This window comes from Peribacillus sp. FSL R5-0717 (assembly GCF_038002945.1).
Classification (GTDB): Bacteria; Bacillota; Bacilli; order Bacillales; family DSM-1321; genus Peribacillus; species Peribacillus frigoritolerans.
In genome coordinates this window covers 3610603-3626543 of the sequence record NZ_JBBOOF010000001.1, presented here as the reverse complement: position 1 = coordinate 3626543, position 15941 = coordinate 3610603, and the positions used below count along the sequence as shown (strand labels likewise).

Annotated in this window: 11 protein-coding genes; 2 read left to right on the top strand and 9 right to left on the bottom strand. The window is 36.1% G+C overall.

The features are described 5' to 3' along the window. Positions 1–300 precede the first annotated feature (300 nt). From tpx to NYE65_RS17475, 4 genes are all read right to left on the bottom strand, one after another. Positions 301–831, bottom strand: coding sequence for a thiol peroxidase (gene tpx, locus NYE65_RS17490; protein WP_328176152.1), 531 nt, complete (start codon positions 829–831; stop codon positions 301–303). A gap of 148 nt (positions 832–979) precedes the next feature. After that, on the bottom strand, positions 980–1897 hold the full coding sequence (locus NYE65_RS17485) for a class II fructose-bisphosphate aldolase (protein WP_340861349.1): 918 nt from the start codon (positions 1895–1897) through the stop codon (positions 980–982). A 290-nt stretch (positions 1898–2187) separates the two neighbouring features. Then, positions 2188–3492: an MFS transporter gene (locus NYE65_RS17480; protein WP_328176154.1), complete on the bottom strand. Its 1305-nt coding sequence runs from the start codon at positions 3490–3492 to the stop codon at positions 2188–2190. A 1067-nt stretch (positions 3493–4559) separates the two neighbouring features. Beyond that, a complete protein-coding gene (locus tag NYE65_RS17475; RefSeq protein WP_153246179.1) occupies positions 4560–4700 on the bottom strand; it encodes a hypothetical protein in 141 nt (46 codons plus the stop codon). 595 nt (positions 4701–5295) lie between these two features. Here NYE65_RS17475 and NYE65_RS17470 point away from each other — a divergent pair. Continuing rightward, the gene (locus tag NYE65_RS17470) at positions 5296–6519 is read left to right on the top strand and encodes a chromate transporter (RefSeq protein WP_412762688.1); all 1224 of its coding nucleotides are present in this window, start codon (positions 5296–5298) and stop codon (positions 6517–6519) included. A 312-nt stretch (positions 6520–6831) separates the two neighbouring features. Here the strand turns inward: NYE65_RS17470 and NYE65_RS17465 are convergent, their stop codons facing one another. The 4 genes from NYE65_RS17465 to NYE65_RS17450 all read right to left on the bottom strand — a co-directional run bounded on the left by NYE65_RS17465 (position 6832) and on the right by NYE65_RS17450 (position 13056). Continuing rightward, positions 6832–8190, bottom strand: a complete 1359-nt coding sequence (locus tag NYE65_RS17465; RefSeq protein WP_340861348.1) for a glycosyltransferase family 2 protein — start codon at positions 8188–8190, stop codon at positions 6832–6834. 924 nt (positions 8191–9114) lie between these two features. Beyond that, entirely contained in the window at positions 9115–10014 is a 900-nt protein-coding gene (locus NYE65_RS17460; RefSeq protein WP_340861347.1) for a carbon-nitrogen hydrolase, read from the bottom strand. A gap of 33 nt (positions 10015–10047) precedes the next feature. Then, entirely contained in the window at positions 10048–11673 is a 1626-nt protein-coding gene (locus NYE65_RS17455) for an amidohydrolase (RefSeq protein ID WP_340861346.1), read from the bottom strand. A 27-nt stretch (positions 11674–11700) separates the two neighbouring features. Next, positions 11701–13056 (bottom strand): APC family permease, encoded by a 1356-nt coding sequence (locus NYE65_RS17450; protein ID WP_340861345.1) that lies wholly within the window; start codon positions 13054–13056, stop codon positions 11701–11703. Between the two features lie 874 nt (positions 13057–13930). Between NYE65_RS17450 and NYE65_RS17445 the strand changes: the two genes are divergently transcribed. Then, positions 13931–14719: a carbon-nitrogen family hydrolase gene (locus NYE65_RS17445; protein WP_098936770.1), complete on the top strand. Its 789-nt coding sequence runs from the start codon at positions 13931–13933 to the stop codon at positions 14717–14719. Positions 14720–15425: 706 nt separating this feature from the next. Here the strand turns inward: NYE65_RS17445 and NYE65_RS17440 are convergent. Then, entirely contained in the window at positions 15426–15923 is a 498-nt protein-coding gene (locus NYE65_RS17440) for a PTS sugar transporter subunit IIA (protein WP_054397421.1), read from the bottom strand. Positions 15924–15941 lie beyond the last annotated feature (18 nt).

The following is a 15941-nucleotide window of genomic DNA, read 5'->3' as shown; positions in this document are numbered from 1 at the left end:
ATCACCACTAATTTAGTTTCTCAACATAAAATTTTAAAATTCAGAATATTTCTCACTCCTTATTAACATAATAAAAATACTATTATAGCAGGATGCAATTTTTTAACTTAAGCCTATTCCTTTAAGGTAATAACAACTTTTGCACCTCACCACCCCATTATTAATAACCCTATAGGAGAAGAGGCTGACCTTATGAAAGGCAGCCTATCTACTGAGAAAAAAAAGATTTTAATGCAGTAACATTTTACTTCTTAGGATTAATGAAAACAATATACGTTCTTTAAACATGGTGTACTTATATCACTTTTTAACTTTTATAAATGATTTAATTGCTTTTATAGCTGCTTCATAGTTCGGATGTTCCGTAATTTCGGGAACGTATTCAACATACTGTACGATATCATTTTCATCTACAACGAATACTGCACGGCATTCTAAACGATGTTCCTTTATATATGTGCCATAAGCTGTTCCAAATGACATCTTAAAATGATCTGAAAGGGTTTGGGCTTGTTCTATTCCTGCTGCTCCACACCATCTTTTTTGTGCAAATGGAAGATCTACACTAATTGTTAACACTTCTACATCATTTCCTAGATTGCTAGCTGATTTGTTAAATTGCCGTGTTTGTGCGTCACATACTCCTGTATCAAGCGAGGGAACACATGAGATAAGGCGGACTTTCCCTTTTGAATCTTCAAGTGTAACTTTTGAGAGATCGTTTGCTAACACTTCAAAATTTGGCGCTTTATCCCCAACACGAATTTCACTCCCAATCAACGTAACTGGATTGCCAGCAAATGTTACTATACTTGATCTTTCTATAGACATATTATTTTTCCTCCTATTACCTTAGCAATTCTTCTAAAAAAAGTTATCTTCAACGATAAGTAGTATAGCCATAAATTATGTGGTTAAAGGGTTTATCCATGTGTCTAAAATATGGGGTACTGTTCAAAGGTTCGTATCATATTACTCCTTAAACATAGTAAGAAGCACTATCACTACTTATTAAAAAGTTTTCAATTTTTTCTTTTACTACGTTCTGAACTGCGTTTTGGACTAAGGTCAATGTTTCAGTCGGTAGTTCCGACCACTCTTTTTCTGTAACATGAATTTCTCGATTAAGAGTTTTTATCATCATATGTTCTAAATCTGTTGCAATATTCACTTTACTGATTCCACCATTAGGAATTTGAATTGCCTTCTTTATCATCTCTGAAGGAGTGCCTGAACCGCCATGTAACACTAAAGGTACAGATGTTAATGCACGAATTTCCATTAAACGATCAATGTCAATTTTTGGATCTTTAACGAGATAAACCCCATGTGAAGTTCCGACAGAAATCGCTAATGCATCAATACAGGTCTCTTCAACAAACTGTTTTGCTTCTTCAGGCTCTGTAAATAGCTCTTCATCAAAGTCGGTTTCAATAAAGTCGGTTGTCCCTATCTTGCCTAATTCAGCTTCTACAGTTACGCCTTTTGAATGTGCATACTCAACAACCCTTTTTGTTATCTCAATATTTTTATTGAATGGTTGCTCTGATGCATCAATCATAACGGATGTAAAACCAACTTCGATGGCTTCTGCAATTACATTGAAATCCTTCGTATGGTCTAAATGTAACACAGCAGGGATCGTAATATTCTCCTCTTGGATCACACGATAAAACTCTCGGCTAAATTCCGCTAAATTAATTCCATATCGTTCCTGCTCCCTCTCAGAAGTTTGAACAATAACCGCAGATTTCTTTTCTTGGGCCGCTCTAAGTATAGGAGCTACCATCTTTGTAGCTCTAGGGGTAAACGAACCGACAGCAAATTGATTTTGCATAGCTACTGCAAGTACCTTTGTTAATGAACTAACATTGTTTGGTTTTAAATTTACTTTCATTCATTCAAACTCCCTTAAAGATGATTTAACTTATTTCGTTCCTCACGCCCTTGAGTTACCTAATAAGCAACATTGTTCCATTTTAATTTTTAAATGCTTTTCTGAAAATCCCTCCCCCTCTTTCTTACCCACTATCTGAAAAAAAGCGTCTGTATTTCAATGTACGAGGATTCGGCATCTGACAGCCTCTTTTCAACAAGGGTTTTCTAAATATAATGCTATTACCACGTAAAAAAACATTCTCAACAAAGATTGAATCCATTTACTTACTGATAAATTGGCAATTCAAATTAGGCTTCCACTATTGTTTCTGAATTTAATGAATCTTCTTTTTCGGTATCATTGCCAATCGTAAGGGCGATGATTGCTGCTACAATGATGGCTGCAATCATTAATATGAAAGATGAATTGTAAGAACCACCGCTGCTTTCAATCATATATCCCATTAAAAACGGAGCGATAAATCCTGCAATTGATCCGAAACAGTTAACAGTGGATGAGCCTGCAGCCATTATTTTCGCAGGCAGTGTGTCAACAACCAGTCCCCAGAATGCTCCTTGAGCTAAGAACATGAAGAATGCTGCAACACATTGATACGTAATGACCATTGCAGTGGAAGAAGCTTGAAGCATTAATAATAATGCCAACCCACCAATTACAGCATTAGGGATGAACACCCATTTTCTTTTTCCTTTTACTTTATCTGACAAGTACCCACCAAGAACAATGGAGACTGTACCTACTAGATACGGTAAGGCACTGAAAATGCCAGTATTCATTAAAGAAAGTCCTCTAACATTTATCAGATAAGATGGTAGCCAAGAAGTGAAGCCCCAGAAAGTAATATCAAAGAAGAACCAAATAAGCGCCATTTGCCATAAAATTGGTTTTCTTAAAAGTTCCTTAAAGGAAACTCCTGATTTCTTTTCTTCTTTTGATTTTTCAGTATTAATGTCTTCTTCTAATTCTGCTAGCTCTTCTTTCGTCATTTTAGGATGATCTTTCGGATTATCTTTGAATCTAAACCAGATATACAGGCCGAGTATAATGCCCGGAATACCCATTACGATAAACACTGTACGCCATCCAAATGCCCCAATAATTGCTGCAGCAGCAATTACAGCAATAGCCGGCCCCAACGTATTAACTGTTGACTGAATTCCTGTAGCTGTCCCGCGTTGCTTACTGGGAAAGTAATTAGCTATTCCTTTGTAAGCAGCACCTGGTAAACATGCCTCACCTAAACCGAATACGAATCGAATGAGTAACATAAGTGGATAAGAAAAAATCAAACCAGTCAATGATGTGAAAATTGACCACCAAACAATCGCAATGCTCATCACACGACGAAAGCCAAATTTATCTGATAACATCCCGCCCGGAATTTGGAACAGTGCATACCCCGCAAAGAAAATACTTAACAGTAACCCTTGAGCTGTTGCCGTAAGATTAAGATCTTCACCAATATATGGCAATGCAATAGTGATTACCATTCGGTCCAGGAAAGAAAACAGCCAACATAACCATAATACGAATAAGACAGTATAACGAACTTTCCATTTAGATTTCTTTTTCAGCTGCAGTTGTTTGTTCATTAAACAAAAACCTCCTGAATGATTTCATTTCCATCATGTAAAGTTGTGCCTTTTCTAAACTAGTTACGGTGTTACAGTAAAAACACGGTACATTACCAACTGATAACCTTTATACAAGCGCTTACATTTCTTCCATTCCACAAAATAAATCATTAACATACATCGCCATAACTTTTACCGGTGCTGTAAACTAATTTTATTACCTATAATTTCCCGTCCAATGAAGCACTTCAAATCAACTTACTCACCCCCTTATAAATAGATTTGAAGAATATTAAAACTGAAGATGTTAAATCAATACTTCCAGTTTCCTAATAAGCAACACTGTTCCTTTCTATAACCAAAAAACTTTGTATAAAAAGAATGATTAGTTATGTCGAACTGTATAACAATCATTGTACTGATTTTTTGTTTTAAGGTACTAGGCAAGAAGGCGTCGCCATAGACTTTATTTCCTAGATAGATTCTTTAGTCCCTTCATTATTGGTTTTCGTTGCTCATTAGGAAACGTGGTTTCAATAAAAAATCAAAATCATCTTATTTATAATATTCTTACCTGAAATGAATTCTAACATGTGCACGAACCACTTTCAAGAAAATTCTGAATTTTGTATTCTTACCCACTAAAGTTTATTACACAGCCTTTCTCTTATACTAGTAATGTAATAGTAATTGATATTTTATTGCTTTGATTTCAGATGAACTTATAAAACACCAACAATTACAGGCTGCCTATTTAAAAAAGGAATCATACCGGCTTTCCCCCTATACACGTCCTCGAACAATAGAAGGTTCTTTCGCAAACATGACCATGAATACGATGAACATATTGATAGTTACCTTTGTCTTTGGGCGAGCTAATAAAGTGCTCAACAACAAATAAAGAGGGTCATCGCGAGTATAAATCGCCAAACATCTGTGCAACATGCCGAGTTATCCTATTAAAAATAAGCGCTAAAAACACATGACAAAACCCCACCTGTTCCCATAGCAACTGGTGGGGTTTCTAACTGGCTTCTACATCTACATCAACCGGGAGGTCCATCTTTGCAATCACGTCCTTTCGTTTAAACGGCTAATTTACTGTATTCATCCAACTGATCTTTAGTTAAATTTTTGATGAAATGGTCAATGTTTATCGACTCGATTTCATACCTTTCACAAATCTTTAAATAACTTTCATAAGCTTTGTCATAAATGTTCATCATCTAGATTCCTCCTTCTGTTATATAACAATAAATTTAACTTATTAATAATATATAACAACCTTGATTTCCCGTCAATGTATTTTTCTGAAAATTCGGTAATAATTTCGTTTCTCTTAGTATTTCCCATATTGTTCTTAGCTAACCGTCTCACTTAACAAAAAAAGTAGTACGCTAAGTGTTAAATACCTCATCTTTTTAAATACTGCTTTTTTTCTCCAAAAGAAAAGAAGCTGATGATCAGCTTCCGGTAATGGCTTTCATTATGGATTTACCTAAACATTAAGGGCTATAAATGTTTCCATTTTTTGATAAATAATGTTAGGTTGAGCAAATATTAAGAGTGTGTAAATTAATTGTTGGAATTAGAAACTAAATATTTATAAATAGTATACTTCATTATAGATTATCGGCTTTGGTCTTTGGATGTTCTAAGAACTAAAATGACATGGATAAACCGTCAATTCAGGTACTTTATACACAATTGAATCTGATGGACTTTTAATAAATGAGGAACGAAACGTCGATGGGAAAATAAGAAAATTATTTATTCGACCACTGAAAAAGGAAATATTTATGGAAGCCGGAAAGCAAGCTTATGAACTTAAATAATAGGAGGAATACTTTAGTGGATCAAAACAAAACAAACAGAAGTTTAAAGTCACTGATTGAAATACTATTAGTTTCAACAAGGCTTGGTTTAACATCATTTGGTGGGCCAATAGCACATTTAGGTTACTTTCATGATGAGTATGTTAGACGACGAAAATGGATGGATGAAAAAAGCTATGCTGATTTAGTTGCTTTGTGTCAATTCTTGCCTGGTCCAGCTAGCAGTCAGGTTGGAATTGGAGTCGGAGTTATGCGGGGTGGTTTCTTCGGTGGAATTTTAGCATTCCTTGGTTTTACACTGCCTTCGGTGATAGCGTTAGTACTATTAGCATCATTTTTAAAAGGAATGGATGTTTCAAATGCAGGCTGGATCCACGGATTAAAAATAGTAGCAGTAGCAGTAGTTGCACACGCCATTTTGGGGATGTCAAAAAATTTAACTCCAGATATAAAGAGAAAGACAATCGCATTAATAGCCTTGGTTGGAACCTTGATTTGGCAGACTGCCTATGTGCAAGTTGGTATTATTATACTGGCCGCATTTATTGGTTTTCTAATTTATAAACAACACGACGAAAGTTATGAATCTAACGTTCATTTCCCGATTTCGCGTGGTATCGGTTTTGTTAGTTTAGCTTTATTTTTTGGATTACTGTTTCTACTTCCAATTTTACGAGAGGTTACTTCATCAAATTGGATTGCTCTGTTTGATAGCTTTTATCGGTCTGGTTCTTTAGTGTTTGGTGGTGGACATGTAGTCTTGCCATTGCTTGAACGTGAATTTGTCCCTACTGGATGGCTAAACAAAGAGGCATTTCTTGCTGGATATGGTGCAACACAAGCTGTACCAGGACCATTATTTACGTTTGCAGCGTACATAGGTGCCGTGATAAATGGCTGGCAAGGCGGCTTAATAGCAACAATTGCTATTTTCTTACCTGCATTTCTTCTTATTTTAGGGACATTGCCATTTTGGGATACATTACGCCGTAATCCTAAAGTAAAAGGGGCATTAATGGGAGTAAATGCAGCAGTTGTAGGCATCTTGATTGCGGCTTTTTATAATCCCATTTGGACCAGCTCCATCTCAGCTCCTATAGACTTTGCTTTTGCTGCCATCTTATTTAGTATGCTTGTGTACTGGAAATTGCCTGCTTGGTTTATAGTGATAATCGGTGCTACTGGAGGCTCACTTATGACGTTAATATGAATCTTTATTCATTTATCGTTTCACCTTTTCACATTGTTCATTCTATATTTTCTATGGAACTAACCTGCACCGTTAGTTCCAAGGCTCCCCTAGTACAACCCTATTATTGAAATAAAATCCCCATTAGTTGCATTAGAAAAAGCTGCGACAATGGAAGCTACAATCTTCATTTAAAGCTACATCTGAACAAAATAACCGCCCCCTTTAAAGGGCGGTCTTCGAGAATTGTGCTAAATTAATCTTTCTATAAAGAAATAATTGGCATTTTAAAAAAGCAGTGTGATGAAACAGAACATCAGGCCAGATTTCAAACTATGCTGCAGATTTTGAATCAGTTTGATAATTTCTTCCTGTTCGAGCTACTTTATTCCAGTCTTTGTTAAAGAAATAAGCAATGCTCCCATACATAACAATATACAAAGTTACAAATCGATAGACAAATATATCAAAAATAATTGTAATAAATAATCGATATCTATCCTTCTTCTGAAACGTAAACCCGTAATGCTTACCCATACCAATTGCCACCAAGTCATACGTTAAACTAAATAAAAAAATGTAAGACAAATAGGTAAATATATAATAAGGAGAGAAAGTAAGAGGGTTTAAGGTACTATTTATCACAAAAATACCTGTCGTAACATAAGTACCGATGGTCCCTACTAGAAAAGATTCTGCTATGTAGAAAAAGGAAACCGGCTTAGTGAAAAACGTTTTCCAAAAAAAGGATCTAAAATGGATAAAACAATCAATAAATGCTTTTTGCCATCGTATGCGTTGCTTGATAAAATCCTTCCAGTTCTCAGGTAATTCTGTATAACAAACAGCTTCCGGTACAAAAACAATCTTCTTTTTTTTCTGTCCCGATATGTACCTATGAATGCGCAGTGTTATATCAATATCTTCTCCTATTGTTGTACGATATCCTCCTACATCAACAAGAGCTTGTTTTGTAAAAATACCAAATGCTCCGGATATGATAGCTAATGCACGAAAGCGTGCAAGAGATACTTTAGTAATATAGAATGCTTTTAGGAAATCCAACATTTGGACACGAACTAGCATATTTGTATGAAGTAAAGACAAGTCTCTCAAAGGATTAGATGTTTTTGTTTGCAAAACGTGCACCATACCACCTGCAGCAACTACATCCTTATCCTCAAATGTGCTGTTAACAATTGATAAGGCCTGTTCTGTCAATATGGTGTCAGCATCTAATGTTACAATCAAACTTTGGCTAGAATATTCAATACCTGCATTTAAGGAATCAGCTTTTCCCCCATTCTTTTTATCTATAACGTAGATATTAGGATAAAGTTTGGATTGATAAAAATTTTCTACTTTCATATGGGAAAGCTTTCTAAGTGCAGATTTTGAACATGGTTTTAACTTTAGAAATTTATGAAAGAGATTCATAGTCTTATCATTTGAACCGTCATTGATATAAATGACCTCAAACTGTGAATAAGATAATGATTTCATACTCTTAATGGAGGTTTCTATAATTCCCTGTTCATTGTAACAAGGGACTAGAATACTAATTCCTTTTTCCTTTTCAAGATTTTGTTTTATCCCTTCGTTTTGTTCACGAAACCAAGGTAAACAATGGAACAAATGAAGTAAAGAAAAAACAATAGATAAACAGAACAAAAATACGATAAAAATACCCAATAAAACAATCCTCCTTAAAAAAGAATAGCAAAATAATATTGCTTTCTCTCAATATAATTCAAGAGGAATCTTGCTTTTTTGAGGGTAAATAAGAAAAACGTATTTCAGGGAAATCTAAAAACACGTAATGGATTCTTTTTTGATACTATTTTAGCGGTACTCCTATAAAAAAATCCCTGTTCGGGAATTATCTTAAAATATAAAAAAGTACACCTATTAGTCATCTATAATAAACTAATAACTCCACCTGAAATTTTTATTTCCTCAGAATTTTTTCTTTGTTTTTATACTTATAAACCTGTTTATTTTAAACTTTGAAAAAACTGCTTGTAAAAACAAAAAAGCTATACCTTTTAAGGCATAGCTCTCAGTAGCAAAAAAGAAATGACAGGTAGTCCCACCTGCTATTTCTTATATATATATTTTGCTATAATCGACTGAACCCTATTATACCTCCATTGTATAATTTATTACGCATTTAAGCAGATTTGTGTTATTCAGGAGCAGTGAGGATGATTTTACCGTCCATGATGGTCATTTCACTTTCGTTTCAGGTATCTCCTCAAGCGGAACCGCAATAGGATCACGGTCGAGGACAACGATATCAGCAAGCTTCCCCACTTCCAATGTCCCTTATTCATGCTCTTAAAATTACCTTTATAAAGTAAACATTAGATTGCAAAGTTAGCAGAAACGGTTATTATTTTACTAATGTCCTCGCCTGAACATAAACAACGTGTCCACCAACAATCGTTCGTTTAAATTTCAGGCGAAGTATACCAAATTTTGAGAAGAAGGATTGCACAGCCTTATTTACGATGTGGTAAGCGTAAAATAAGACAGCAAGCCCTACTTTTAAAAAACAGAATTAGCTTGATGGGTACGGACCTCCCAAGAGAAAACACATGCATTATTTTTTAATGACTATCTAAACAGCGCTTTGTTTGTTCCCTTTTTTGAAGGGGATGGAGTCGGGAGTATTTCTTTTTGTAATATAGGGCTGTATGTATCGACACGACGGTCTCTAAAGAATTGCAGAATTTTTCTAGTCTCTTCTATTTCTTTTAAATCAATTTCTTGGACAATAATTCCTTCTTCCTCATCAAGTGAAGCTAAAATATTCCCGAATGTATCGCTAATGAATGAACCGCCGTAAAAATTCATGTCCTTTTCCTGGCCCACTCGATTTGTCGCAGCAACAAATACACCATTAGAAATGCCATGAGCGGAAATTGCCTTTTCCCAGGATGATCTTGTTGATATCTCGGGATGATCTGGCTCTGAACCAATAGCAGATGGATAGAATAATATTTCTGCACCTTGTAAGCTCAAAATTCGGGCAACTTCTGGATACCACTCATCCCAGCAAATCCCGACTCCTATTTTTCCATAAGCCGTTTCATAGACAGGATATCCAGTATTGCCTGGAACGAAATAATATTTTTCATGATACTGGGGACCATCCGGAATATGATTTTTTCTTGTAATCCCTAAACATTCCCCATCAGCATCAAAAACAGCTGCACTATTAAAATAAATACCAGCACCTGCTCTTTCGTAAAAAGGGACAATCAAGACAATGGCCAATTCCTTAGCCAATTCACCCATTGCGGCCAATGTACCGCTATCTACATCTTCTGCTAAATCATAATTTTTCACACTAACCGTTTGCGGAAAATATTGCGAAGAAAATAATTCCTGCAAGCAAACGATTTGTGCACCTTTATTTACTGTTTCTTTTATTTTCCCTATCGTTTTTTGAATATTTTCCGCAATGAATTCCCCGCAATGAATTTGAATAAGCCCAACCTTCACTTTTGACATTTTCTCACTACCTACCTTTTATCATTTTTTATCTTATACGGTTGTGACGACCTGGTTTTCATATACGATCTTTCCATCCATGATCGTCATCTTCACTTCTGTTTCAAGAATTTCCTCTGTTGATATGCTAAATAAATTTTTATTTAATACTGCGATATCCGCTATCTTCCCTGCTTCCAATGTGCCTAATTCCTTTTCTCTGAAAGACCCGAATGCCGGTGTAGCCGTGTAATACTTTAACGCTTCTGCTAATGTTACTCCTTCCGACTCTTGCCACGCCTTCCCGGTTAAATCTTTTCTCGTGATTGCCTGATAAATGCCCATCATGGGATTTAAGGGCACTACAGGAAAATCTGTACCAAAGGCAATTTTTGCACCAGTATCCACGAGTGTTTTGATAGGATAATAGAGTGGTTGTTGTTTTTCACTGATTCTGGCCGTATATGCCTCACTTTCCATTAATTCAATATGTTTAGGTTGAAATGAGGCGATTACATTTAATTCCTTAAAGCGATGAACATCGTCTGGATGCAATACCTCCACATGTTCAATGACATGTCTGGCATCTCTTTCCCCATTTACGTTTCTCGCTTCTTCAAATGCATCCAGTGCTAAGCGGACAGCACCGTTACCAATAGCATGGAAACGAATTTGAAATTTTTCCTTATCTGCCTTTTTCACTAATTGTTTAATTGTTTCAGCTGGATAGGTGGTCCCGCCTTTTGTTTCGGGACGGTCTTTGTAATGATCCAATAAAAAAGCAGTATGACTAGTCACGACACCATCTATAAATTGTTTTAATCCAGAAAAGGTAAGCTTGTCTGACTGATAATTTTTTTGTAATTCCTTGGCGGCAGCTACATCCATTTTTAACTCCGGTGAAAAGTGAATTCTGGTTGTTAGTAACCCTTCTCTCTCAAATTCCTTAAAAATTTCAAGGTCGTCTAATGGATTCGGAGCAATTTTAGCTCCGTATAAATCATTAACGGATGTGATTCCCAACCTTTTTGTTTCATTAAGAAAATCTTGGAATAGGTTTACACGTTTTTCTTTCGGTAATTTGTATGCATGTTCTGATGCATACCCAATTGCCTGTTCAAATAGAAGGCCTGTCAGTTCCCCATTTTCATCTTTTCCAATTTCTCCATATTCCGGATTTGGGGTATCCTTCGTTAATTGGATCATTTCCATCGCTTTACTATTGATCCATGCGTAATGCACTTCTGCATTGAATAATAAAACGGGACGGTCACAAATATATTTATCCAGTGTCGTTCTATGTGGCAGCACTTTATTCTTCCAATTGGTATGATCCCAGCCAACACCGAATATCCACTCATCATTTGGTCTCGTTTCTGCAAATTCGGCTACTATTTTGGCTGCATCTTCTTCTGAAGCTGCATCATATAATTTGGCACTATCCTTCTGTAAAATGCTTCCCATCATAATGTGCATATGAAAATCATGAAATCCCGGAATGATCAGCCCCTCTTCGAAGTCATACACCTTTGTTTGATCTCCAAGGAATGACATTATATCTTCTTTAGAACCGATTTTAATCATTTTATTATCTTTAATAGCGATAGCTGCCTGTATAGGCTCATCTTGTAATCCAGTAAAAACATGTTGACCAGAAAGAATGATATCTGCATTTACCATTATTATCCTCCTCGATACATAAAGCTTTTATGCTTGAATTTCTTTTTCAATCGCACTATCAATAGAAAGCTCTGGCGGCCGCTTACTAAACATTTTCGTATTTGAAAGCAGCATGATGACACCAATTCCGAACCATCCTAGTCCGAGTAAAAGTGCCTTTGAATCAAGACTGGTCCATAACCAAATTGTGAAACTCGTACCAATAATTGGAAGTATTAGATATTTAAGTGCATTAATTCCTTTTCGCTGTTTTTCTCTAATAAAATAATGGGTGATAACCGAAAGATTGACAAAAGTAAATGCAACAAGCGCCCCAAAGTTAATAAAGGATGAGGCTGTCACTAAATCAACAAATAAAGCAGATAAAGCAAAAATACCCACTAAGATGATGTTGTATGTTGGAGTTTGAAATTTCGGATGAATATGACCAAATATTTTCTTTGGAAGAACTCCATCTCTCCCCATCGCATACAAAAGCCGCGAAACACTTGCATGAGCTGATAAACCGGAAGCCAGCCCCCCGGTAATGTATCCTGCTAGAAAAATAGATTGAAATAAATGACCCCCGATGTACATGGCAATTTCCAAGGAAGCGGAATCTGGATCTTTAAAGGCTTGGAAATTCGGGTAAACAAGGTGACTGATGTATGAGATGGCGACAAACAGACCTCCTCCTATTAATGCGACGAGGAAAATGGCCTTTGGTATCATTTTTTTCGGATTAATGGTCTCCTCCGAAAATGTGGTTACAGCGTCAAATCCTAAAAAAGATAAACATAAAATGGAGGATCCTGCCAATACTAAAGATAGCGGTATATCGCCATTCACGAATGGAGAACTCATGAATAATGTTCCTGAACCCATTCCGTTCAGTAACCCTTTAATCGAGAGGAATGTAAATATAACGATTATTAAGAATTGAAAGGCAACTAATAATAGATTTATTTTTGTTGCTATTTTCACTCCAATTATATTTACAGCGGTGATTAAAAGGACAAAGGCAATTAACCAGACGGAAAAGGGAACGGATGGAAAATACGCGTTTAAGTAAATGGCGATCAATAATCCATTGATCATTGGCAAAAATAAATAGTCCAATAGGATGACCCATCCCACTAAGAATCCAAGGTGAGGATTAAGGGCCTTTTGAGTAAATGTATAAGCAGAACCGGCAACAGGGTAGGCCTTGACCATTTGACCATAACTATAGGCTGTAAACAACATACCTACCAAAGCTATGATATAAGCAGCCGGCACCATCCCTTTCGTTATTTCCGCAACAACCCCATAAGTTGAAAAAACTGTTGTAGGTGCCATATATGCCAATCCAAATAGCACTAAGGGAAATACTGTTAACGAACGTCTTAATTTTGCATTCTCCATGTATCACTCCACCCTTATTCGTGATTAATTAATTTATATGCAAATACCATACCAAGTGGGGATTAATGGTACTTTCCCAATAATTTAAATATACAGATTATTCAGTATATTAGTGGGTTTATGCAATTCTACATCAATTATTTAAAATTGCATAATCAGTCGTCAGGGACATGTTATGGCAACTCATTATTCAAGACTTTTTCTAATTGAACTAGCCGGCCTCGGCGCTCACTATTCGGATATGTAAGAAATATCTATTCATTAAGTCATATATTAAGGGAAAAAAATTAGCTGACAGGGCTGGCGAAAACCCAGCCGCTAATAAAGATACCATCGCTAAAACAACTCCAATAATCAAATATATCTTTAAATGCCATACTGCCTGCAATAGATGCAAATGCAGTAGCTAAGCATAACAATGAAACATAATCTTTTCATATTTTTTACACCCTTTTTTAGTGGGTAATATCCTCAATCCTTAATAGGAATAATCATTGCGGAAGTATGGTACGTTTTAGCCCGAGACTATCCTGAAATTCACAAATTAGTGAATATACATGAAAAAGAATATATACTTGAAGACAGAGAAATTGTTGATACTGCCAAAGTTAGAGCACCATGGAATACTTTTCTGAAAAGTTATAGATTTTGGGCGTTAGGAATGCAATATTTTGTTGTTTTATATATCATTACTTTCTTTTTAGTTTGGTTACCTACCTATCTACTGGAAGATAGACGATTCTCATTAAGTTAAATGGGATTTGCTGCAAGCCTACCTTGGTTAGCAACTGAAATAATCTCTGAGTTTTTGCAGCTTATGGTTGTTAATAAAACCGGTTACTTCATTACTGAATAATATTGAGGAGTGAATAAAGTGAATTATTTGGTATTTCAAATGGATTTAGAAGTTGGGAATCCAGAAGAGAATAGGAAAATCATTGAACGCTGGTTAGAAGCTAACTACAGTGATGATTTGGACGTTGTAGTATTTCCTGAAATGTGGTCTACGGGTTATGCGTTAGAAGAATTGAAAGAAATCTGCAAAGTGGATGGTAATAAATCAATTGAATTTTTACAATCACTAGCTAAGAAGTTTACGGTAAACTTGGTGGGTGGCTCAATTGCCGTACTAGAAGGTCAAGATATCTTTAATCGTGCAGTTATTGTAAATCGAATGGGTGAGATTGTTCATACATATGACAAGATGCACCTTGTTCCGATGTTAGATGAACCCAAGTTTTTAACAGGCGGTCATAATCAAGTGGAAGTATTTGAACTTGAAGGTGTGAAAATGGGGATTATTATTTGTTACGATTTACGATTCCCTGAAATTATTCGGGACTTAGCATTACAAGGTATTCAAGTGTTACATATCGTAGCGGAATGGCCGCTCGCAAGGGAGAAACATTGGAATACGTTACTTCGCGCACGCGCAATTGAGAACCAAATGTATGTTGTTGCATCCAATGTAACGGGAACAAAGTTAGGAGTGGAATTCGCAGGTTGCTCACAAATTGTAGATCCATGGGGAGACATTGTTCAAAAATTAGATCAAGAAGTTGGTGAATTAAAGGCAACTTTAGATTTAGAAAAAGTACCTCAAATAAGAAAAGATGTTCCCATATTCGATTCCAGAGTACCAGAAAAGTATAGAAAGTTATAAAGTAGAAGCTACTCCAGAGATACAATCTAGAGTAGCTTTTTAGGTTTAATTCTTTTGGTATAACAGAGCATAAGTTTAACATGGGAAATTCATATAAGGATATAATTAGATAATTTCTAATACAACTATACTGCCCCGTTAGCCATCCATGAAGCGCAAAAATCAGCGCTTCATGGATGGCGAAGAAGGTCGTTGAACTATGGTGCCTTTGAGCCCATCCGTTAGTCTAACTCCGACGACCACGGTGTACCACCGACTGTCGCGCCCTTTATGGGTAGCACTCATGGGAGATTAATCCTTTTTTGGTCGTCGCGCTAGCCCCTACTTAATTTGCTATGATTGGAGGCTTTTGTTTAACGATTTACCAACCTCAATCAGATCACTCATAAGGCTCAGCCTTTTTTAAAAAGCGTTTTTACTGAGTCTATTTTGTTGTGGTTTTTTCCGGATTTTGAGCTTTTTTAATTTTCATGGGAGTTCATTAAGCAAAAAGGTCACCAAATGGCAGCCCCGGAAAACTGCAGTAATAATATACGTGCAAAATAGCACTTAAAATAAGTGCAAATTATCACCCTAAAGTAACACAATTCCGTTAAGTTATGATATCAACTTTAGTTAAAATAAAAACACCCATTTCTGGGGTGGACATCTCTTGGTCATATGTTCTTTAGTTCTTTAACGAGTTTCTTCTATTTTACTCATTCTCCTATTTTAAGGTAACTACCAGAACGGTCGTTTTACCGGCTACAGATTGTCCACTATAGTGGTACTCTAAATGTGTCACAATGTCTCCATTGGTAATGATCATCGGTGTAATAGTACTTGATGCTTTTTCCTTTACTAGCTCAAGGCTGTAGGTGACCAATATGTCTCCTGCTTTAACTTGGTCACCTTCTGCCACACAAACGGAAAACCCTTCTCCTTTCATGTTAACCGTGTCCAATCCAATATGAATCAATATTTCCAGCCCTTCTGCCGTTTCCAATGCAATGGCATGCTTCGTCGGGAAGACATTGATGACTTTTGCATCAGCCGGCGCCACTACCTTCCCTTCGATAGGAAAGAAAGCAATACCATCTCCCATCATTTTCTGTGAAAAAACTGGATCCGGTACATCTTCAAGCTTTAAAATTTCTCCTTCAATTGGCGATACTAATTTTATTTCCGAAATTTTTGTTTTTTTTCCAAATAAGTTTTTTAACAAGGTAATACCTCCAATTAT